Source organism: Granulicatella sp. HMSC30F09, assembly GCF_001806915.1.
GTDB lineage: Bacteria > Bacillota > Bacilli > Lactobacillales > Aerococcaceae > Granulicatella > Granulicatella adiacens.
Genome location: NZ_KV786418.1, coordinates 24,073 through 44,958, shown reverse-complemented (window position 1 = coordinate 44,958; position 20,886 = coordinate 24,073). Strand labels below are relative to the sequence as shown.

Here is a 20,886-nt window from a genome sequence, read left to right as displayed (position 1 = left end):
TCTATTTTTTTGTTTTGTGAGTAGGGATAAAGCATACACTTGGGAACAGCGGAAGTTAAAAGAAATTGGTGAAATTCAAACAGGAAATACACCACCAACGACAGATTCTCAAAATTATTCTGAAGATGGAATGTTGTGGGTCACTCCAACAGATATTGAAGAATTAGTGATTACGAAAACTGCAAAAAGAATTTCGGAGATTGGAAAAAAGAAAGCAAGAATAGCTTCAAAAGGATCGGTTTTAGTAACCTGTATAGCCAGTATTGGTAAAAATACACTGCTTAGTGAGGATGCGGCTTTTAATCAACAAATTAATTCTATAAGTCCAAACGGAGAATATGATTCGTACTTCTTGTTAACGCAATCCTTTAAAATATCCGAAAAAATGGCAAACAGTGCAGCTACTGCTACTATGCAAATTGTGAATAAATCTCAATTTTCTAATTTAGATACTATTTTGCCAATTTATACTGAACAGGTAGAAATTGGAAGATTATTTCTTTATCTTGACAACATCATTACTCTTCATCAGCGTAGGTCATCAAGGATTATCAAATCATCAGCTGCTTAGTTCTGCTAAAGATCTCATTACAAGATCAATGTCTTTATTTTCTAGCTCTGCAATAATGTGTAGATAAGTTTTTTGAGTTGTTGTCATGCTTGCGTGTCCGAGTCTTCGGGCTACACTAGCGATTGAAACACCAGAGAATAATAAAAGAGAGGCGTGAGTATGTCGAAGCCCGTGGATGGTAATAATGGGAATGCCACAATGGATACAATGTCTTTCTAGGCGTTTATTTGGAGTGGAATTCCATACTTTCCCGTGTACAAATATAGGTTCGTTTTCCGGGAGACCGCGGAGTAATTCAGTAAACTTAATGACCGTTTGCCAGTCGATTTGGATTTTTCGGTTTGAAGTAAAATTTTTAGTAGGAAGAAACCCCGTATTGTTTTTATAGTCCCATGTTTTGTTGATAGTTATAGATTGATGCATAAAATCAAAGTCTTTTGGGGTTAATCCTAACGCTTCAGAAAACCTCATCCCAGTTTTAGCAATTAAATAGATAAGCCAGTCCCAATCAAGTGTAGGGCCTAGTGTTAAATCAGAAAGCAATTTATGAACTTCAAATTGATTCAGAAATTTTTGTTTCTTATTTCGAGCGGTTTTTCCTTTTATGATTGCTTTCCTAGTTGGATCACGTTCAATCCACCCTTCATCAATGGCATCTAAAATTGCTGCTTTTAATTGATGATGAAAGTCCATAGTTGTTTGTTTTTCGTGGACTTCTGCATAATCGTTTAAGAGTTGCTGATAAGTAGTACGTGTGAGTTCACAAATTTCAAGAGTTGGAATTAATCGTTTTAACCATAATTGTGTCATTTTATATTTTTCCATTGTTACATTTCGAATCGCGCCTTCCTTATAAATATGAATCCAGCGATTGTAGTATTCATAAAACAATTCGTGTTCAGTATTTTGATTTGAGTTCATTTATTTACCTTCTTTCATAGGAAGAAATGACCTAGCTGATGATTACATTAAGTATAACGCTACAGGGCTAAGTTATTGAGAAATCTAACAGTTTTTTCTTTCCCCACCTATGCTATAATAAGCATGAATAGAGAGGGTTTTCATGATTGGAGGAGAGCGGATGAATGGTTTTTGGTTAGTGATACCTTTATTAATCATTTGATTTGGATGGTTATCCGTCTTGAATAAACAAGCAGTTCAGCGGGCAGGATATTATGCTCCTGTTCAAGCGGGAGAGGTTCTTCCTTTTTATATTTATCAAGTTTCCAATGTCGTTTTATTTTTATATTTATTTGGTACTAAAGTAGAAGCAGATTTTTCCCTTTACTTCTATGGAGGGGTTATTTGTTATTTTATAGGGATTATTTTGTGTATGATTACTACGATGAACTTTGCATTTCCTAATGCGGAAGGATTGAATACTAATGGTCTTTATCATTTTTCGCGCAATCCGATGTACATCGCTTATTTTGTTTATTTTCTTGGCACTTCTTTATTGACGCAATCGGGTATCTTATTTGTAATATTGATGTGTTTTCAAATTTCAGCTCATTGGATTATTCTTTCAGAAGAACGATGGTGTATAGAAAAATTTGGGGATTCTTACAAAGAATATAGGCCAAAAGTTCCTCGCTATCTTTAGAGGAATCCTTTCCCACCTATGCTATAATAATCATGAATAGAGAAGGTTTTCATGATTGGAGGAGAAGAGGATGAAGGGAAGACAATTATTTGCATCAGCGCTCTGTGTATTGGCGCTGGCAGCGTGCAACAAAAGACCTGAAGAGGCGGTGACGACCACCGAGGCACCAACCACCGTTCAAGCGACAACCGTGACAGAGACGACGGTGCAAGAAGTACAGGAGACGTATTTTGAACAGTTGCATTTAGCGTATAATCTAGTGGCCAAGGATGCTGATGCCCAGTCTGGCTTGCAAGCAGCTCGCGAGGAGAGCCAGAAGTTGATTACTGCTCATCCAAGCGACAAGGCCATGATCGAGAAGCACTATAAGGACTTGGAACGTCTCATTCAGCACAATTCAACGGGATTTGCCAAATTCATGCAGGAGTGGAATCAAAGAAGAGACCAGCACTACCAACCGCTTCAAGAAGCGCTGGATTTAACAGCGGCGAAGGTGAACGGCGAGGCTACCTCTTGGAATATGATGGGGAAGGTGACGTCGAATGACTATCAGATTCTTATCGTGGATGCTTATATCGACAACACGAACCACCAGGCGTATCTCTTTGGCTATAAGGGCGATGAACCGATTTTCTTACATGCCCGTTCTGTCTCGCGAGATACGCTGAAGGATGCAAACTTTGAAGAGGTGGAGAATGCGGATCTCCGGGCAGGATTCCTCAATCATGTCACTTGGAAACCCAAAGCGCCCCAAAGTAACCCATCGATTGCGGATGTGATGGCCATTTATGCACGTAAGAAGGGCGAAGTCTATGAGCGCACGAGTCCCGCGACGCAGCGGTTGTTCTATGATTTAGCCGTTCCAGACCAACTCTTCCAATATGCGACGGTTGCTGGAATGAAGGCGAAGTTTACATGGGGAGAGCTCACATTTAAACAAGGCGACGTCCCTTATGAAATCGTGGAGTGCTATGTGTCCGAATCCGGAACGACGGTGATTGTGTTTGCCAAAGTCGGCAATGGCAAAGTGATTTTAATCGGGCAAACAGCGCCAGAGACGGTGAAGAACGCGGATGGAACGATCAAGTCGAGCATCGTGAATCTCCAGCCGTACAATAGCGAAACATTATCACGTGCAACGTGGTAAGACAGGAGAAGTAGAATGACAGAAGTACAACAACTTGAACAACTAATGAATGAGATGCTGCCGGGATTGCAGCTCTTTGCTAGAGATATCAACCTCACGCCAGAAGAAGTAGCGTGTTACCAAGTCGGCGCGGTCGTTCGTAATCCCGCCTTTACCGATGCGACGTGTCGTGTTGGGGGCATGGTGACAACGCACCGCTATGGTATTCTATCGAACCATATGATGGATTTGTCTTATGCAGAACATGGAACCAACTGGGGACTCTGTATTGCCAACCGCGACAGCCACTTTAAGGTGCTGGACATTTACGAGCATGAAGGGAAGACGCAGATTCTGCTCTTGCATTTGCCGGACGATTATCTTTGGAAATGGTTAGAAGATCTCACGATACACCTTCCTGGAAACTTAGTGGACGATTGTAGAAGTCGTTTCTTGAATAAAGCGTTTGGGGAACCGATTCCGGAAGTAACGAGTGAGGATTGGATGGAACGATGTGGGTTTCCGATAGGGGTTGATATGGAAGGGAAGCTATTTTCAAATGAAATCCCGATAGCAAAGCAAATGCGACCCGTCAAAGAGGCTTCGTTTAGAAGTTTCTACCATGAACTAGTGTATATTCGCTGTGCAGCACTCATCGAAGACGTGATGCCAGAAGTAGCCCAGCCAGGAGACACAGGGCTTGTCCTCTACGGATATATCGACGAGGAAGCTGGCGTGTCGTTCCAACCGCTATGGATCGCTAAAGAGAATGAATCTACGCTAGACATGCGCCTCATTCCAGAAGAGACGATGTATCTGATTCGCCTGGCGAACCTCGATGACTGCGAGTTCTGTTCGATGAAATGGATTGAAGTTGATCCGTATATTGCAGACCGTGCAAGACGCGTTATTGCGGAAGTGTATGACACAAAGAGCAAGGAAAAAGAAGAGACACGAACCTTCCAAGGCCTCGACCAATTCCGCCACCGCGAGCATCCCGATGACTTTGGCGTAGCGGTCTACTACGAAGACAAGAGTAAGGAACCCGAGCGCTTATGGGTCCGCATCTCGCGCGTGGAAGGCAACCAGTGCTTTGGCATGCTCTTGATGAACTCGAAGCATCCAGACGGGCCAAAAGAAGGCGACGAGATTATGTTCCGCGTCCTTCAGAACGAAAAAGGCGATCTCGAAGTTGTGTCGGTTCAAAAATAGCAAAAAAGACCGAAGGCTTCCTTTTACCTTTTGGATATCTTCATAGTAAAGGAAATAACTGTACCGGCAAGAGCCAAGGTCTCTTTGCCTACCGAACTTCAAAGGGCGTCATGTTGATAAAATCAACAGACGCCCTAATTCATTTCGGTTACACTCGTTATTTCCATTACTATAGAATCCAAAAGGCCTAGGAAGCCTTATTTCGTGACTATGTTCGTAAGGTTGAACTACGCAATCATCGAGACTCGCATTTTCCTTCTTTCATAAAAAGCACCGGCTATTTTAAGTTATTCTATGCACTAGCAGTTCATTTTAGAGCGCTCTGCAATGTAAAGAAATACTGAAAAGAGACAAAAATTCCTCGGTTCTATAGTGTGAATGGTAAGGAGGAACAACCAATGTGAATTACTGAGTCTAGAAATTTGATTTCGTAGACTCAGTTTGAAGCTTGGTAGGAGCCAAGACGAAGACTTGGCCCGGTGTCCTTACCATCAACACTATGAAGATACCGAGGGATTAATTTCGTCTCTTTTCTTATTTGTTCTATCACATTACAGTTTAACGCAGAGTGTAGCGATATAGTCATTTCCATAATGGGATAATCGATTTCTTTTGTCACACGATTCATAAAAATCAATCATCGCGAGACCATTTTTCAGTTGTCCTCTAATCTGACTTTCTAAGGTGTGGCTAAATTCATATCCGTATTCTGGATTGATGGTGATTTTGCCTTCCGCTTCAAGCTCTTTGGAATTAAACGGGATGGAGAACTTTAACAGTAATTCCTCATCGGGTTGGTCCCATACAACGTCAGCGTCATACATGTATATCCAAGGATTCATAAACCCGACCATTAACAAGCCACCCTTTTTCAATACGCGAGCGGCTTCTTTATACATATTTTCTAAATCTTCTATATATACATTTGAAACCGGGTTGAAAACAATATCAAAAGTTTCATCTTCAAATGGAAATGGTTTTGTCAGATCGCCTTGAACCGTATTGATTGTTAAGCCTTCTCTTTTAGCCACCATTTCATCTCTTTGTAATTGTGATGTGGAAAAATCCATTATGGTGACATCATACCCTTTTGCGGCAAAAACGGGACCCTGCTGTCCGCCACCACAAGCTAAGCCTAATATCTTTTTCCCGTTGGCTTTTTCAAACCATTCTTCCGGAACTTTTTTCCCAACCGTTAATGCAACTGAAATTGGCACTTTTCTAGCTTCTTCTAATTCTTCATGTGTCAATGGTTCAGTATAGGTATTTTGTACATTATTCCATCGATCTTGATTTAATTTTATATAAGGATTCATCTTATCATCTCCGCTTTCTGTATTCTCAAGTTCATTATACTATTGCTGGGAAAAGTAGGGAAGTGTCTACTGCATTTCAATACAGAAGCGCTTGAAACTATCTAGCCTTTTTCCGCCATCCAATTAAAGAAGTATAAACAAAATAAGGGCTTCTGGGACCTCGCGGATTCTATAGTAATGGAAATAACGAGTGTAACCGAAATGAATTAGGGCGTCTGTTGATTTTATCAACATGACGCCCTTTGAAGTTCGATAGGCAAAGAGACTTCGGCTCTTTCCGATTGTTGCACCTAATATTGTGAGGTTCAACAAAGAAAGGTCACTGAAGTTTCTTGCATCACCCCTCAAACTATAGAAATGCTGAAAAGAGACAAAAATTCCTCGGTTCTATAGTGTGAATGGTAAGGAGGAACAACCAATGTGAATTACTGAGTCTAGAAATTTGATTTCGTAGACTCAGTTTGAAGCTTGGTAGGACTGAGATTTTAGCTCAGTCCGATATCCTTACCATCAACACTATGAAGAAACCGAGGGTTTTATTTTGTCTCTTTTCTAAAATATCTCATGCCTTACTTCTTTAATGAGCGGATGACGCAAGAAGGCGTAGGAAAGATAGATGGCCATCAGGCACCAAATAATCGGCTCTGCAAAAATCACCCCAAGATAGCCCGCCTGCGGAATCACAAACACTACAAAAAGCACCTTCCCAGCCAGCTCGATAAAACTCGACACAAGCGGCGTTACCTTTTGCCCAAGCCCTTGCAGACTATTTCGCAAAATCAACAGAAGCGCTAACGGCACATAAAAGAGCGAGCCGATGCGGTTATACAGCGCGGCATTATCCAGTAGAAGCGGGTCGCTCGATCCAGAGACGAGTTCGTTTAGGAATGGACTTGCAAAGAATAAAATGATGCAGACCAGAATCGCCCATCCAAACGCTAGAAGGCTTCCTTGACGAATCCCTTTGGCAATCCGGTGCACTTTGTTGGCACCGAAGTTTTGCGAAGTGAAGGTCGTCATTGCCGCCGCAATTGCCGCAAATGGCAAGGTTGAGAACGCGAAAATCCGTCTAGCAGAAGTTTGCGCACTGATGATGACCGGTCCAAGCGCGTTGATGGAAGTCTGTAGCATCACAGATCCTAGAGAGACGATGGATGACATGAATCCCATGGCTAATCCTTGGCTGATGAGGTCTAAATACAGTTCATCGTCGCGGACAAAATCACTTTTGGCCGGAATAAGGAAGCTGGCGCGTTTTTTGATATAGATAAAGCAGAGAACAGCCGATATGCCCTGAGCAATAATCGTCGCAATGGCCGCAGCTTCAACGCCCATGTTGAACGTTGTAATGAGTAAAATATCGAGGAAGATATTCGCCACCGCTGAGAAAATCAAGAAGTAAAGGGCAGCCTGGCTATCCCCCACAGCACGCAGCAACCCCGCGCATAAATTATACGCAAACGTCACCGCGATCCCGAGCACGATGATCGAGATATACGCATAGGACTGGTCGATAATACTAGCGGGTGTTCCAAGAAACTCGAGCAGTGGATACATTCCAAACGTTCCTCCAAGAGCTACGAGGAGACTGAGAACGGCTCCGATGACAATAGTGGCCGAGACAGCGCGTTTCAAGAGGCGATGGTTATTGGCTCCGTAGTAGCGTGCGATGATGACGCCCATCCCATTTCCGACGCCGAGTGCGAATCCGACAATCAGTTCAAAGATAGCTGCGGTCGCCCCGACAGCCGCCAGCGCATCCTGCCCAAGGAACCTCCCTACAATCATAATATCGGCAGTGTTATAGAGTTGCTGGAATATATTTGAAATAACAATTGGAATTGCAAATGTAATAATGGACCGCAAAATCGGTCCGTCTGTTAAGTTAATAGCGGTCTTTTTCATAAGGGAAATTATACTCGCACGCTTGGCGAAATTCAAGAACGTTCCTTGTAAAAAATTCCTTTTTGAGGGACTTCATTTTTTGAAAATCGAGAAGGAATTTCGCTTGAAAGAGAACATATGTTCGTGTTATAACTAAGGTAGTTCAAACAGATTCGGCACTAAAAGAGAAAAAATCTAACAAAAATCGCCTTGGAAACGTTGATACAGAGCGGTTTCTAGGGTGAGTGTGCAAAATTAGTCATTTTAAAACCGAAGCATCGCAAGAAGGGAGGTGTGTTCGATGAGTCTGATTGACTACAGTTTGGAACCAAGAAGCGACATTGCGTTTATCGATATGAAGTCGTTCTATGCCAGTGTCGAATGTATCGCCAGGGGTCTTCATCCGCTCAAGGCGTCGCTATGTGTGATGAGTCGCGCGGATAATTGCAAAGGGCTTATTCTGGCGTCTTCTCCCGTCTTCAAGAAAGTCTTCGGGCGCAAAAATGTCGGTCGGACCTACGATTTGCCGTTTGATATTCATACGCGTCGCTTTTCTTATTATACGGCCGAGCGTCAAGGGCTCCCCACGGATGCGGCCTTCGTGCGTTTCATCGAGGCGTGGGCGAGAGCGACCGTTATTGTCCCGCCAAGGATGTCCGAGTATATCCGAATCAATATGCAGATTCAGCGCATTTTGCAAAATTTTGCCACAACGAGTGAGATTTATCCATATTCCATCGATGAAGGATTTGTCGACTTGACGACTTCCTTGAATTATTTCTTCCCGGATAAGGCACTGTCCAGAAAGGAAAAATTAGATCTCTTGTCCGCGCAAATTCAGCGGGCGATTTGGAAGGAGACGGGCCTCTATTCAACGGTGGGGATGTCTAACGCGAATCCGCTCCTTGCTAAACTCGCCCTCGATAATGAGGCTAAGAGTGCGAAGAATATGCGCGCCAACTGGTCGTACGAGGACGTTGAAACGAAGGTCTGGGGAATCGAGAAGATGACGGATTTCTGGGGGATTGGTAGTCGCATGGAAAAGCGGCTGAACCAACTGAAGATTTACACGATTAAGGAATTGGCGCATGCAGATGCCGATCTATTGAAGAAGCATCTGGGGATTATGGGCGTGGAGCTATGGTTTCATGCGAATGGCATCGATGAGAGCAATGTCCATCATCCCTACAAGGTGAAATCACACGGCATCGGGAATTCGCAAATTTTGCCGAAAGATTACCGTCGTAAGGGCGATATCGAGTTGATTTTAAGAGAAATGGCCGAGCAAGTGGCCGTTCGCCTGCGCAGAGTCCGCAAGAAGACGACTTGTGTATCGATTCATGTGGGGTACTCCAGAACGGAGGAGAAAAAATCGATTCAGGCGCAACGCAAAATCGACCCAACGAATCAAACGAAGCCTCTGACGGAAGTGGTATTGGATTTGTTTCGCCAGAAGTATACGAGTGGTGCGGTGCGTCGGGTAGGGATTTCCTATCAAGGGCTCGTGGATGAGGCGATTACAGTGTATTCATTGTTCGACGATTACGAGCAAGTCGAAAAGGAAGAAAAATTACAAAAGGCTGTCGATACGATTCGCGACGAATTCGGCTTCACCTCGCTCTTGAAGGCGAACTCTCTATTGGAATCGTCCCGCGTGAAGGCGCGCAGTCAGCTCGTCGGAGGGCATTCTGCAGGAGGGTTAGATGGATTGACATGAATATGCGTATGTATTTACCGTATAAAGCAACCAGAGAATACACAGACCGTGGTATGGCGAAGTGGCAAGGCTTCTTCTTGTCCGAACATACGAGTGAAATCGCCAAGGAGAAGCGGATGGAGCATTACACGAGTCGCCTCACGAAAGAGGAAAAATGGACGCTCCTCACACAACTCTACGTTCACCGGCAACTGGCGTGTTTTCGCGTGAAGAAGAAGGAAGGGCATGAAATGGTGGTCGGTGTGCCTGTGGAATTGAGCGACGAAGCCGTCTACGTGGAGTCGCAGGCAGAAGCAAGGTGGCTGTCTATCAGCGACCTCCAGGAGCTCTATTTAGTGGAGACAGAAGAGGATGAGTAGGGTAGGAAGTCCTCATTTTTACAAAGAAGTGGTATAATAAGGTACTTTGAGAAGTGATGAGACTGACAGATAGAAGGTAGAAGAGGATATGAAGACAAATGAATTTGGACAAGTGATTGGGGAAGCTGTTCCTGGATTTACTCCAGGGGGACTTCCAACGGCGGCGAGCATTGAAGGAAGATATACGCGCTTGGAGAAGCTGAACGAGTCGCATAAAGAAGCCCTATATGCCGTCTATGGGCCCGATACTCCTGCTCAAATGTGGACGTATTTGGCGGGAAGTTCGGTTGCCAATGAAGCCGAATGGGACGATTTTTTTGAGCGTTTATTACGAGATTCCTCCAAATTTTATTATGTAATTTTGGATAAAAATACCCAAAAGGCGCTGGGAACCTTCGCGTTAATGCGTCTTGATACAGCAAATCGAGTGGTCGAAATCGGTTCGGTGACTTATTTACCCGAGTTACAGCGAACCAGAATTGCGACCGAGGCGCAATATTTAATGGCGCGGTATGTATTTGAAGAGATGGGGTATCGCCGTTATGAATGGAAATGTGATGCGCTCAATGAACCTTCGAAGCGTGCCGCAGAACGTCTAGGATTTACCTATGAAGGGCGATTCAGACAAGCCGTCGTTTATAAAGGGCGAACTAGAGACACGGATTGGTATTCGATGATTGATCAAGAGTGGCCTAAGCTAAAGGAACGGTTCGAGAAATGGTTGCTTCCAGAGAACTTTAATGAAGAGGGAGTACAGTACCACTCCCTTTCACAACAATCCTTATGAAGTATTAGGATGAAGCGTTAGAAATTAGAGCGGTAGAAATACCGCTTTTTTGCTAGGAATAGAATGAAAAGTAAAGAGAATCTTTACGAACTGCCCCTTTACCCTCTTTCTTTTTCCTTGTACAATGAAGCTGTAGAGAGGACGTGGAACTATGTGGAAAGACGCCATTGAGATGCGAGAGGCTGTAAGGAATCAGGAAGTCTCTCCGGTTGAATTAGTACAAGAAAGTTTAGAAAAAATCCAAGCATTCAATCCCGAGTTGAATGCGGTTGTTCACATCCAAGCAGAGCGGGCGCTAGAAGAAGCGAAGACGCGCTCGTTTGAGGGCTTGCCGTTTGGAGGAGTGCCGCTTCTATTGAAAGACCTCGGGCAAAATCAAGCGGGGGAACCGTCCAGTTGCGGCAGTAAACTATTAAAGGACATCCCGATGAAACGCACCGACAACTTTGTGAAACGTCTGGAAGAAGCCGGGTTTATTATCGTGGGGCGGACGAATATTCCCGAATTTGGATTTAAAAATATGACGGAGGCCAAGCTCTGGGGGCCGGTGAATAATCCCTATGACCTGAAACGCAATGCTGGTGGGTCTAGTGGTGGAGCAGCAGCGGCCGTTGCAAGCGGCATGGTGCAGATTGCTGCAGCCAGTGATGGCGGCGGTTCGATTCGTATTCCCGCAAGTTTCTCAGGACTATTAGGTTTGAAGCCGAGTCGGGGTCGAATTCCTGTCGGTCCTGGTAGTTATCGTGGCTGGCAAGGAGCTTCGGTGAATTTTGCGATGACGAAGAGTGTGCGCGATACGCGTGAATTGTTGCGTGCCTTGCAAGTGGAGCAGAAGGATAGTCCGTTTTTAGTGCCACTTATTCGCGAGTGGGAAGTCCGTTTAGAGCGTCCGCTTCGAGTGGGCGTCATTGAGAAATCCCCGATTGAGAGCGTGGTCGCTCCAGAAGCCAAAGCCGCGCTTCGTAAGGCGGTTCATTTCCTTGAAGAAATCGGCTGTGAAGTGGAACCCATCGGCTGGCCTGTCGACGGTGTGGAAGTGATGAAGAATTACTATTTAATGAATAGTGTCGAGACCGCAGCAATGATGCAAGGCTTGGAAGCTAGTCTTGGACGAGCGCTTACCAAGGACGATATGGAACTGATGACATGGGGTATTTATCAATCCGGTCAGCACATTCTTGCCAAAGATTACAGTGTGGCTCTTGCGAAATGGGATACTTACGCGCATGCAATGGAGAAAGTCCATGAGGAGTTTGACCTCATTTTAACGCCGACCGTGAGTGATGTGGCGCCTCTTCAAACGCAATTTCCGATGGAGGAATCGGTTCGTCAAGCGCTCAACCAGATCGAAGAACTCAGTGTCCCTGAGCAACAAAGTGTGATTTGGCGGATGTTTGATCGCACGTTAGCGTTGACGCCATTTACGCAATTATCGAATATTACAGGTGCGCCTGCGATTAGCTTACCGGTATATCTGAGCGAAAAAGGCTTACCAATCGGGGTGCAATTTATGGCAGCTCGTGGGCAAGAGGCATTGCTTTTGCAAGTGGCAGAGTGGTTTGAAGAACAAGGGCAATTTGAAATGAGACAGTTCAGCTAGGAGTGAACAAGATGACAAAATCAGTAGCAATCGTAGGAGCTGGGATTGTAGGGGCAACGGCGGCCTACCAACTCAGTAAAAAAGGAATCGACGTGACCGTTTTTGATGCGGGAGTCGGCCAAGCAACCAAGGCTGCAGCGGGAATTATTTGTCCGTGGCTATCGCAACGCCGCAATAAAGACTGGTACCAACTCGTGTCTCATGGGGCAGCGTATTATCCGATTTTGATGGAACAGTTACGTGCGGATGGAGTTACGGACTTGCCGTATGAACAGGTTGGGGCGTACATTTTCAAACATACTGAAAAACAACTGAAAAAGGTCGAAGAAATGGCGGTCGAACGCCGAGTGGATGCGCCGATGATCGGGGAAGTAGAGGCGCTGTCGAGAGAAGACGTCGCAAAGGTGATCCCAGGATGGGCAAATCCAGATGGAGCTTTATATTGTAGCGGTGGCGGTCGTGTGGACGGAGAAAAACTTGTAGCGCTTCTTCTAGAACAAGCAGCCAAAAACGGGGCTACAGTGAAGCATCAAAAAGTTTCTTTATCCAAAGAAGGCGAAGAGATTCGAGTGGTAACCGGTGAAGAGGTTCTTTCTTTTGATGCCGTAATTCTCTCCAGTGGCGCTTGGGTCAAGGAATTATTAGAAGACCTCGACTACTATGTGGATGTTCGTCCGCAAAAAGGGCAATTGATTGAATTGGAACTGGAAACGAGTGAAGATACGTCGAAATGGCCGGTGTGTATGCTTCATGGGGAAATCGATATCCTCCCGTTTCCTGATGGCAAGATTTTAGTCGGGGCGACGCATGAGAATACGCAAGGGTTCGATTTAACCCCAGATGAAGCGTTGTTAAACGGCATGTATGCAGAAGCCTGTGCGAGTTTGCCAGCGTTAAAAGACGCGAAACGAAGCGGGATCCGTGTAGGAACTCGCGCGTATACTTCAGATTTTCTACCGTTTTTTGGGAAAGTTCCAGAAACTTCTAATGCCTTTGTGGCGAGTGGACTGGGTTCTTCCGGTTTGACGAGTGGCGTGTGGATTGGCGAATTATTAGCGCGGTTATCGGCAAAAGAGAGCGTTGATTTTGCCGTTGAAAACTATCTTCCAAAAAATTATATAAGAAAAACATAGAAACATAACATAATTTTATTTGAGTTTTGAATCAAAATTTAGTATTCTATTAAAAGTAATTATGTAACTTTTTATAAAAGGAGGAAAAACGAATGTTAAAAGAGTTTAAAGAGTTTTTAATGCGTGGGAATATCGTTGAGTTAGCTGTAGCCGTTATTATCGGTGGTGCTTTTAAAGCAATCGTTGATTCGTTAGTAAAAGACATTATCTCACCAATCATCGCTATGGTGGCTAACACTGGCGATATCGCAGCAGTTTCATTTAAATTAGGTTCTGCTCAAATCGGTATTGGAGCGTTCATCGCTGCAATCATCAACTTTGTAATCGTTGGAGCGGTATTATTCTTAATCGTTAAAGGAATGAATAAAGCTTCTGAATTAGCAAAAAGAAACAAACCTGCTGAAGAAGCTGCGCCAGCTGCACCAACTGCGGAAGATTATTTAAAAGAAATCCGCGACTTATTAGCAAACAAATAATCATTCAGAAAAGCCGAGAAACCTCTCGGCTTTTTGTGTGCAAAAAAATAAATAAAATGGTGATGAAATAAAAGGATAAAATTCGTTGAACCATTGTGAATGAGTGTGTGCTTGAAAGAACAGGCGAAGCTTCGCTTCGTTTCTTTGGATTTTAGAGGAAAGTGCATCGTCGGATAAACGAGTTCAGAATCAGTTTTATTATTGAAAGAGATATAGTGGGGCACCGGTTCGAGCCTAGGTCTCTCACCTTTAAAGCCTCAAAGGGGACGTACGGAATAAAATTCCTACGTCCCCTAATTCGTTTTAATGCTTAGTCCCACTATTCTTTCAATAAACTGATTCTTCTCGTTTATCCTCCTTAGGTGTTTGGATGGAATCCAAAGAAACTCGCACACTTCTATTTTTCAAACACAATGCTTCGACGAATTTTTCTTTATTTTTTGAGCGAAAAACGAGAGGTTTCGGATTTCAATGATTAAAATTTGCTTCGTCGCTAAAACAGGATGTGAGAAAAGGCGTTTATAGGCGATGACGGTTCGTAGGTTAGACGCAAAGGACTGCTTGCAGTCGTGCAAAATCCTTCACAGTGCGAAGGATTTGGGGGTGAGCATTGCGGATTATGTTGAAATGTAAATTTATAAAACATTACAATTTTAAATACTAGCAGTGTGAGCCTGAGTTCAACTCCAAACAGGATGTGAGGGCGAGTGGTCAGCTTTCGACCCTTTACCGAAATTAACGCAAGCGTCCGATAAGGACGTGCGGATAATTGTCGGAAAGGAACGCGAAAGCTACGAGCCCAAACTCAACTCCAGGATACGAGGACGAACGCCCAGGGCAGAAACATCGGACTGATATGGTGCAGAAAGACAGAAGCAAAAAACGGGTTCACAGTGTGAATCCGTTTTGTTTCTTAGTCTTTTGCCCGCACAGTCTAATAAACCACTGCGAAGGGCGCTATTCTTAGATATTTGTTGTTTCAATAAGGTTCTTTAGTTGTTTTAAGAGTTGGTTAAAGGTGTCTAGTGTTGCTTGGGATTGGTCCCATTGATAGAGATTTTGGAAGTAGGCTTGGATGTTTGCTTCAAAATCTTGTGGGAGAAGAGTGCAGTTTTTCTTCGCATAGGATAGCATTCGTTTTTCGCCTGGGTGTAATTGCTCGTTCAATGCAAAGAGTAGGTCAAAATAAGAAGCAAAGAATTCGCTACTTCTATGGTTCAAGGCGAGAATGTCCTTGCGTTTGAGAGCTTTTTTGATTTGTTTGGAAAAAGCGGGCAAGGATGTCTCGAGTAAAAGGGACTGTCTCTGGATGATATTTCGCTTCAGAGTCGCAGGGTAAGGTATGCGGTATTTGTTCTGTAGAGCGCTGTATCGGTTCTCTTGGTCGTATAGAACTTTGCTATGAAGTAAGTTGTACCACATACAAGTCGTGTAGGCATTATGAGGCTGATGTTCTAGAACCACCTTCTGTAATTCTTGATCAAAATCATCCAAGGAACGATAGATAAATTCAATTTCGATTCCGTTATTTAGAATGCAGTCATCTTCCAATTCCCAAAATTGATTTTGGATTTCCATATATGAGCAGTACTTGCTTAGCAGTTTTTGTCGGATTTCAGGGGAAATCGGAGCTTTCAAATAAACATAGACATCATAGTCCGAATCTTGATCATACTGTTCTCCAGCTCTGGAACCTCCAAGAACCACAGCTTCTACTTGTTCTAGTTGTGCTAATTCTTCAAAAAGTTTTTCAGGCATCCTTTTTCCTCCCTTTCAGTCAGTAAGTTCATTGTAGCAAAAATTCATTCAGATGCAATCTATATTTTTTTAGAAAAAAATAGGTATAATAGTAGAAAGATGTAATTAAAGGGGTCTTTCAAATGTGGATTGTATTTGCGTTGTTATCGGCTGTGTTTGCGGCGTTAACGTCGATATTTGCCAAAATAGGGATTGATGGAGTGAATTCGAATTTGGCAACGGCAGTGCGGACGGTTGTGGTTGTTGTGATGTCGTGGTTGATGGTGTTTATCACGAATAATCAGTCAGGACTGGCACAAATTAGTAAGAAGAGCTGGGTATTTCTCATTTTATCCGGGATTGCGACAGGGGCGTCATGGCTGTGCTATTACCGAGCGCTCCAACTAGGAAAGGCGACTGAAGTGGCTGCGGTGGATAAACTGAGCATTATTTTCACTTTGATTTTAGCGTTTATTTTTTTGCACGATACATTTACGGTGAAATCGCTCATCGGCTGTGCACTCATTGCAACCGGGACAATTTTGATGGTGTGGTAACTATAAAACAAGCGTACGGATATTCCGTACGCTTGTTTTGCTAACGAACAACATTGTAGAAAAAGTTTAAGATGACAAAGACGGCAACTGTGAGGAAAATTCGGATAATTTGACCGTATATCTTATCTTCGTGTGTTCTATCATACCAACTGGCCCCGATGCAACAGCAGACTGAACCGATAGCCCAAAGGATCATCCCCATTGGTTTAATGGGCATAAACATTGTAGCAGAGAAACCAGCGAGTGCTCCGCCGATGCTCATTAAGTACCCTTGTGGTGATTTTTTATCTTCTGAAAACATTTTTAACCCCTTCGAAACATTGAATATTCCGAAGAAAAAAGCGATAACTGCAAGACCTTGTAATATTAAAATTAATCCCAGCATATAATGCTCATGTACGGTAAGGAAGCAAGCAACCGAAAACAAGAGATAGACCGCCAGCACTACACTATTCCGAACCAAAGACCAAAAGATAAGCATTGTGGGAAAATCTAAACTTTTGGATTTTCCTACAATGCCGACTACGGCGGAATCCTTCCCACTCCTTATATCTTTATTTCCGTATACATTGAATTTGTATTTAGTAAATGCTATAATGTCCCTATTCAAATTATAAATGTGTTGAATTAGTTACATGTACATATTTTTTGTGCCGCATAAATACCCTGTTGAGGTTGTCGTTCTTTGTCCAGATGTGGAAACAATAAAAGGAAGGGAACGATACAGGGAGAAAACAGGCTATTCCGGCTTTACGGTTGAAACCTTATACGATACATTTATGCAGACAACACCACGGATCGGCTTTTGGCTGGACAATTCCAACCAAACACCACAGCAGACAGCAGAAACCATTCTGAACGCCAGAAAGTCGGTATGATTGTTACATATAAGGGGAAGAAAAATTTCTTTTAGGTACTTTCTTTCCTAAAACTAATGTGATATAATAGCATCATTCCAAAAAAGGAGTAAAAAATATGCGGCAAGGTATTCTTAAATAAAACTATAATCAAATAGTGGGAACAAAGGATTATGATAGTCCCTTTTGTGGGGGCTTGGTTTTTTGTACCCAATTTAAGAATACTTTTGCCTTATCAATTTTGACATATCCGAAAAACAGCAATCACAAACAGGTGTATGCTGTATATGTGTATGTCCGCAAATTATAATCCCCAGTGGTAAAAGTATTTTACTGCTGGGGATTTTTATGCCCTTTTGGGGCTGTAAAAGGAGGACAATCACATGAAAATAATCAATATTGGAATTCTCGCCCATGTAGACGCAGGAAAAACAACATTGACGGAAAGCCTGCTGTACACCAGTGGAGCGATTGCGGAACAAGGAAACGTGGATAAAGGAACTACAAGAACAGACACTATGATTTTGGAACGGCAGCGCGGAATTACCATTCAGACAGCGGTTACTTCTTTTTGCTGGAATGATTATAAAATCAATATCGTGGACACTCCCGGTCATATGGATTTTTTAACCGAAGCATACCGCTCTTTATCTGTCCTTGACGGAGCTGTTTTAGTCATTTCGGCAAAAGACGGCGTACAGGCACAAACCCGTATATTATTCCATGCGCTTCAGAAAATGGACATTCCGACAATTATCTTTATAAATAAGATAGACCAAAATGGGATCGACCTGCGGCGTGTTTACCAAAGCATTAAAGATAAACTTACCAGTGATATGATTGTCATGCAGGAGGTTTCCCTGTCGCCAAAGATAACCATGACCGATATTTCTGATTTGGACAAATGGGATATGATTATTTCCGGAAGCGATGAACTATTAGAACGATATGTTGCAGAGGATTCTTTGGATATACAGGAATTACAATATGAAAAGTGCAAAAGAACCAGATGCTGCTCTTTGTTTCCTGTTTATCATGGGAGTGCAAAAGACAATTTAGGAACAGAAAAACTGATTGAAGCGATTACAGAAACTTTCATTACAGAAACAGACGATATTCAGTCTGAATTATGTGGATATGTTTTTAAGGTTGAGTATACAGAGCGGAAAAAACGGCTTTCTTATTTACGCCTGTATCATGGGACGCTCCATTTACGGGATACCCTGCTGCTGTCAAAAAAGGAAAAAATAAAGATTACAGAAATGTGTATTCCGTCAAATGGTGAAATCGTCCCGGTTGACCATGCCTGTCCGGGAGAAATTGTTATTTTAGCTGATGATACTTTGAAACTGAACGACATTCTGGGAAATGAAAAACTCCTGCCTCACAAAACACGGATTGATAATCCCATGCCATTACTTCGGACAACGGTAGAGCCGCAAAAGCCGGAGCAAAGGGAAGCCCTGTTAAATGCCCTCACAGAGATTGCTGATACAGACCCTCTTTTGCATTTTGACATTGATACTGTTACACATGAGATTATATTATCTTTTTTGGGAAAAGTACAGTTAGAAGTTATTTGTTCGCTATTAGAAGAAAAATATCATGTGGGCGTGGCTATGAAAGAGCCTTCGGTTATTTATCTGGAAAGACCGCAAAAAAAAGCGAGCTACACGATTCATATTGAAGTGCCGCCGAATCCGTTTTGGGCATCTATTGGTTTGACTGTAACACCGCTTCCTGTTGGAAGCGGAACACAATATAAAAGCGAGGTATCTCTCGGCTATTTAAACCAAAGTTTTCAAAATGCCGTCATGGAGGGTGTGCGTTATGGAATGGAGCAGGGCTTATATGGCTGGGGAGTGACAGACTGCCAAATTTGTTTTGATTATGGAGTTTATTACAGCCCGGTCAGCACCCCCGCTGATTTTCGTTTTCTTGCGCCTGTCGTGTTGGAGCAGGCATTGAAAAAAGCAGGAACACAACTGTTGGAACCATACCTTTCCTTTACCCTTTTTGCACCGCAGGAATATCTTTCACGGGCTTATAATGACGCACCAAAGTATTGCGCAATCATTGAATCAACCAGACTTGAAAAAGATGAAGTTATTTTTAAGGGGGAAATCCCTGCCCGTTGTATTGGTGAATATAGAAATGATTTGAATTTTTATACAAATGGAAGAAGTGTCTGCATTACAGAATTAAAAGGGTATCAGGAAACTTCCGGCGAGCCTGTGTTTCAGCCACGCCGCCCGAACAGCCGTTTAGACAAGATCCGGCATATGTTTCAGAAGATAATGTAACATCTTGCGCAATGCAAACGTTCATTGCTGGCTATTGCGAAATATCATTGATAAAATCAGCATCAGAGAGGAGGAACCATTTTGAACCAGAAACAGACGGATATTACAACAGGAAAGCAAATACGTCATCTGCGAACACAATCGGGAATGACACAGGAAGAACTGGCTGGGAAATTGAATGTTACCCGGCAGGCGCTATCGAATTGGGAGAGAGATGTTAATGAACCCGATTTAAATACGTTGAAAAAAATTTGTTTTCTTTTTGGAGTCCACATGGACGATTTTGCGAAGGAGGTAATAACAAAAATGGAAACATGTGAAAAAAAGAGAAACGACAATTTAATAAGTATGATATGGCAATTGGACTTTTTTATGGTGTCGGGATATTTCTTGGCATTGGTATTTTCTTTGTTGGCGGTTTTATGACAATGTCGGGTGCAGGGTGGGGAGCATCACTATTTGGCGGTGGCTGTTTTTCTCTTGTATTTGGCTTGATATGCCATGCAGTTATTACATTGAGAAGAAATGACAAATGATGACATATCCTGCTTTCTAGTCTTTTCGGTCATATCGCGTAAAAAAGCCGCTGCTTTTGGCTTTCCAATAGCGGCGGCAAAGGGAAATATCCTTTGAATACCTTACAGAAGAAAAGTTTTGCAGCATTATAAAAATAAAAGCCTATACCATTTTGGAAAGAAAAGATACATAATAGTCAAGACGGCAACAATCAGAAGTTATGGAGGGTAACAATGGAATATAGTAAGGAAGATTTAATGGAAGCAAAAAGGCAAATTTTGGGAGTGGGAGAGAACATGGGAACAGAGGAAAGCAAAAAGATCTGGGAGAAAAACGCACAATTTTGGGATGATGCAATGGGTGACGAATCCAATGAATTTCACAGAGAGGTAGTACGTCCCAAAGTAACGGAACTTCTCTCTCCTGATCCTTCGGATTACATTTTGGATATTGCGTGCGGCAATGGAAATTATTCTTCGTATCTTGCACAGAGAGGCGCTTCGGTCGTCGCTTTTGATTACAGCAAAAAAATGATAGAATTGGCTAAAAGACGGCGATCACAATATGCAAAACAAATTGAGTTTTGCGTAGCGGATGCGACCAATAGAGAAAGCTTATTAGGATTAAAAAGAAATCGAGCCTTTACGAAAGCAGTTTCTAATATGGCAATTATGGATATTACGGATATTGAACCGCTTTTTATGGCTGTTTATGAACTATTGGAGGAAAACGGGATTTTTGTCTTTGCAACGCAGCACCCTTGTTTTATCACATTGACTGAAAAATATATGACACCGCACAGTTACTATGATATAGCGATCGAAGGGCAGCCGGAGGAGCAGATTTATTATCATCGTTCCATACAAGATATTTTTAACCTTTGTTTCAGAGCTGGATTTGTCATTGATGGATTTTATGAAGAATGTTTCAAAAACAATAAAGAAATTCCTATGGTAATGATAGTAAGGCTTAAAAAGGTAAAACGTGATAGCTTAAAATAAATTCAAGTTTGCCGGATAAATAGCAAACCCGGCCGAGCCAGTCAACGGTCAAGATGAACGGGCTTCGCCCGCCGTTGACAGCCCCGCCCGGTTTTGCAGTTAGGCAGTCAAGGAGCGACAGCCTAAAGTGC

General features: G+C 42.9%; 18 protein-coding genes and 1 pseudogene. 14 read left to right on the top strand and 5 right to left on the bottom strand.

Annotation, left to right across the window (positions count from 1 at the left end):
* The first annotated feature begins 16 nt into the window (after nt 1–16).
* Entirely contained in the window at nt 17–571 is a 555-nt protein-coding gene (locus HMPREF3103_RS03390; protein ID WP_070437206.1) for a restriction endonuclease subunit S, read from the top strand.
* Here the strand turns inward: HMPREF3103_RS03390 and HMPREF3103_RS03385 are convergent.
* The gene (locus HMPREF3103_RS03385; protein WP_070437204.1) at nt 560–1,492 is read right to left on the bottom strand and encodes a site-specific integrase; all 933 of its coding nucleotides are present in this window, start codon (nt 1,490–1,492) and stop codon (nt 560–562) included. The genes HMPREF3103_RS03390 and HMPREF3103_RS03385 overlap by 12 nt on opposite strands.
* Before the next feature lie 220 nt (nt 1,493–1,712).
* Here HMPREF3103_RS03385 and HMPREF3103_RS03380 point away from each other — a divergent pair, with 220 nt between their 5' ends.
* The 3 genes from HMPREF3103_RS03380 (at nt 1,713) to HMPREF3103_RS03370 (ending at nt 4,512) form a co-directional block, all read left to right on the top strand.
* Nucleotides 1,713–2,174, top strand: a complete 462-nt coding sequence (locus HMPREF3103_RS03380) for a methyltransferase family protein (RefSeq protein ID WP_246826949.1) — start codon at nt 1,713–1,715, stop codon at nt 2,172–2,174.
* Between the two features lie 70 nt (nt 2,175–2,244).
* Nucleotides 2,245–3,321, top strand: a complete 1,077-nt coding sequence (locus tag HMPREF3103_RS03375) for a hypothetical protein (RefSeq protein ID WP_070437202.1) — start codon at nt 2,245–2,247, stop codon at nt 3,319–3,321.
* A gap of 408 nt (nt 3,322–3,729) precedes the next feature.
* On the top strand, nt 3,730–4,512 hold the full coding sequence (locus HMPREF3103_RS03370) for a hypothetical protein (protein WP_148128798.1): 783 nt from the start codon (nt 3,730–3,732) through the stop codon (nt 4,510–4,512).
* 551 nt (nt 4,513–5,063) lie between these two features.
* Here HMPREF3103_RS03370 and HMPREF3103_RS03365 read toward each other — a convergent pair.
* Nucleotides 5,064–5,828 (bottom strand): class I SAM-dependent methyltransferase, encoded by a 765-nt coding sequence (locus HMPREF3103_RS03365; RefSeq protein ID WP_049554899.1) that lies wholly within the window; start codon nt 5,826–5,828, stop codon nt 5,064–5,066.
* Between the two features lie 552 nt (nt 5,829–6,380).
* Nucleotides 6,381–7,733, bottom strand: coding sequence for an MATE family efflux transporter (locus tag HMPREF3103_RS03360; protein ID WP_070437224.1), 1,353 nt, complete (start codon nt 7,731–7,733; stop codon nt 6,381–6,383).
* 280 nt (nt 7,734–8,013) lie between these two features.
* Between HMPREF3103_RS03360 and HMPREF3103_RS03355 the strand changes: the two genes are divergently transcribed.
* The 6 genes from HMPREF3103_RS03355 (at nt 8,014) to mscL (ending at nt 13,784) form a co-directional block, all read left to right on the top strand.
* Complete coding sequence (locus HMPREF3103_RS03355) at nt 8,014–9,429, top strand: Y-family DNA polymerase (RefSeq protein ID WP_070437200.1); 1,416 nt, start codon at nt 8,014–8,016, stop codon at nt 9,427–9,429.
* Nucleotides 9,426–9,788, top strand: coding sequence for a hypothetical protein (locus HMPREF3103_RS03350; RefSeq protein WP_070437199.1), 363 nt, complete (start codon nt 9,426–9,428; stop codon nt 9,786–9,788). The genes HMPREF3103_RS03355 and HMPREF3103_RS03350 overlap by 4 nt, the downstream gene beginning before the upstream one ends.
* Nucleotides 9,789–9,876: 88 nt before the next feature.
* Nucleotides 9,877–10,575, top strand: a complete 699-nt coding sequence (locus HMPREF3103_RS03345) for a GNAT family N-acetyltransferase (protein WP_070437198.1) — start codon at nt 9,877–9,879, stop codon at nt 10,573–10,575.
* 151 nt (nt 10,576–10,726) lie between these two features.
* Nucleotides 10,727–12,175, top strand: a complete 1,449-nt coding sequence (locus HMPREF3103_RS03340; protein WP_070437197.1) for an amidase — start codon at nt 10,727–10,729, stop codon at nt 12,173–12,175.
* A gap of 11 nt (nt 12,176–12,186) precedes the next feature.
* Nucleotides 12,187–13,308, top strand: a complete 1,122-nt coding sequence (locus HMPREF3103_RS03335) for an NAD(P)/FAD-dependent oxidoreductase (RefSeq protein WP_070437196.1) — start codon at nt 12,187–12,189, stop codon at nt 13,306–13,308.
* A gap of 92 nt (nt 13,309–13,400) precedes the next feature.
* The gene (gene mscL / locus HMPREF3103_RS03330) at nt 13,401–13,784 is read left to right on the top strand and encodes a large conductance mechanosensitive channel protein MscL (protein ID WP_070437195.1); all 384 of its coding nucleotides are present in this window, start codon (nt 13,401–13,403) and stop codon (nt 13,782–13,784) included.
* A 963-nt stretch (nt 13,785–14,747) separates the two neighbouring features.
* Here mscL and HMPREF3103_RS03325 read toward each other — a convergent pair.
* Nucleotides 14,748–15,542, bottom strand: coding sequence for a nucleotidyltransferase domain-containing protein (locus HMPREF3103_RS03325; protein ID WP_070437194.1), 795 nt, complete (start codon nt 15,540–15,542; stop codon nt 14,748–14,750).
* Between the two features lie 122 nt (nt 15,543–15,664).
* Between HMPREF3103_RS03325 and HMPREF3103_RS03320 the strand changes: the two genes are divergently transcribed.
* Complete coding sequence (locus HMPREF3103_RS03320) at nt 15,665–16,078, top strand: EamA family transporter (RefSeq protein ID WP_070437193.1); 414 nt, start codon at nt 15,665–15,667, stop codon at nt 16,076–16,078.
* Between the two features lie 40 nt (nt 16,079–16,118).
* On the opposite strand, the gene HMPREF3103_RS09380 is transcribed toward HMPREF3103_RS03320, so the two are convergent.
* A complete protein-coding gene (locus tag HMPREF3103_RS09380; protein ID WP_083278716.1) occupies nt 16,119–16,463 on the bottom strand; it encodes a hypothetical protein in 345 nt (114 codons plus the stop codon).
* Between the two features lie 855 nt (nt 16,464–17,318).
* Here HMPREF3103_RS09380 and tet(32) point away from each other — a divergent pair.
* From tet(32) to HMPREF3103_RS03300, 3 genes and pseudogenes are all read left to right on the top strand, one after another.
* Complete coding sequence (gene tet(32), locus HMPREF3103_RS03310) at nt 17,319–19,238, top strand: tetracycline resistance ribosomal protection protein Tet(32) (protein ID WP_002602099.1); 1,920 nt, start codon at nt 17,319–17,321, stop codon at nt 19,236–19,238.
* An 81-nt stretch (nt 19,239–19,319) separates the two neighbouring features.
* Nucleotides 19,320–19,774, top strand: a pseudogene (locus tag HMPREF3103_RS03305) (helix-turn-helix domain-containing protein).
* A gap of 213 nt (nt 19,775–19,987) precedes the next feature.
* On the top strand, nt 19,988–20,755 hold the full coding sequence (locus HMPREF3103_RS03300) for a class I SAM-dependent methyltransferase (RefSeq protein WP_002602097.1): 768 nt from the start codon (nt 19,988–19,990) through the stop codon (nt 20,753–20,755).
* Nucleotides 20,756–20,886: the final 131 nt, after the last annotated feature.

Bases quoted from the DNA above. Each gene is read 5' to 3' on its own strand.
- HMPREF3103_RS03360 (WP_070437224.1), bottom strand. From the start codon at position 7,733: ATGAAAAAGACCGCTATTAACTTAACAGACGGACCGATTTTGCGGTCC.
- HMPREF3103_RS03350 (WP_070437199.1), top strand. From the start codon at position 9,426: ATGAATATGCGTATGTATTTACCGTATAAAGCAACCAGAGAATACACA.
- HMPREF3103_RS03325 (WP_070437194.1), bottom strand. From the start codon at position 15,542: ATGCCTGAAAAACTTTTTGAAGAATTAGCACAACTAGAACAAGTAGAA.
- HMPREF3103_RS03345 (WP_070437198.1), top strand. From the start codon at position 9,877: ATGAAGACAAATGAATTTGGACAAGTGATTGGGGAAGCTGTTCCTGGA.
- HMPREF3103_RS03375 (WP_070437202.1), top strand. From the start codon at position 2,245: ATGAAGGGAAGACAATTATTTGCATCAGCGCTCTGTGTATTGGCGCTG.
- HMPREF3103_RS03340 (WP_070437197.1), top strand. From the start codon at position 10,727: ATGTGGAAAGACGCCATTGAGATGCGAGAGGCTGTAAGGAATCAGGAA.
- mscL (WP_070437195.1), top strand. From the start codon at position 13,401: ATGTTAAAAGAGTTTAAAGAGTTTTTAATGCGTGGGAATATCGTTGAG.
- HMPREF3103_RS03385 (WP_070437204.1), bottom strand. From the start codon at position 1,492: ATGAACTCAAATCAAAATACTGAACACGAATTGTTTTATGAATACTAC.
- HMPREF3103_RS03335 (WP_070437196.1), top strand. From the start codon at position 12,187: ATGACAAAATCAGTAGCAATCGTAGGAGCTGGGATTGTAGGGGCAACG.
- HMPREF3103_RS03320 (WP_070437193.1), top strand. From the start codon at position 15,665: ATGTGGATTGTATTTGCGTTGTTATCGGCTGTGTTTGCGGCGTTAACG.
- HMPREF3103_RS03300 (WP_002602097.1), top strand. From the start codon at position 19,988: ATGGAATATAGTAAGGAAGATTTAATGGAAGCAAAAAGGCAAATTTTG.
- HMPREF3103_RS09380 (WP_083278716.1), bottom strand. From the start codon at position 16,463: ATGCTGGGATTAATTTTAATATTACAAGGTCTTGCAGTTATCGCTTTT.
- HMPREF3103_RS03365 (WP_049554899.1), bottom strand. From the start codon at position 5,828: ATGAATCCTTATATAAAATTAAATCAAGATCGATGGAATAATGTACAA.
- HMPREF3103_RS03355 (WP_070437200.1), top strand. From the start codon at position 8,014: ATGAGTCTGATTGACTACAGTTTGGAACCAAGAAGCGACATTGCGTTT.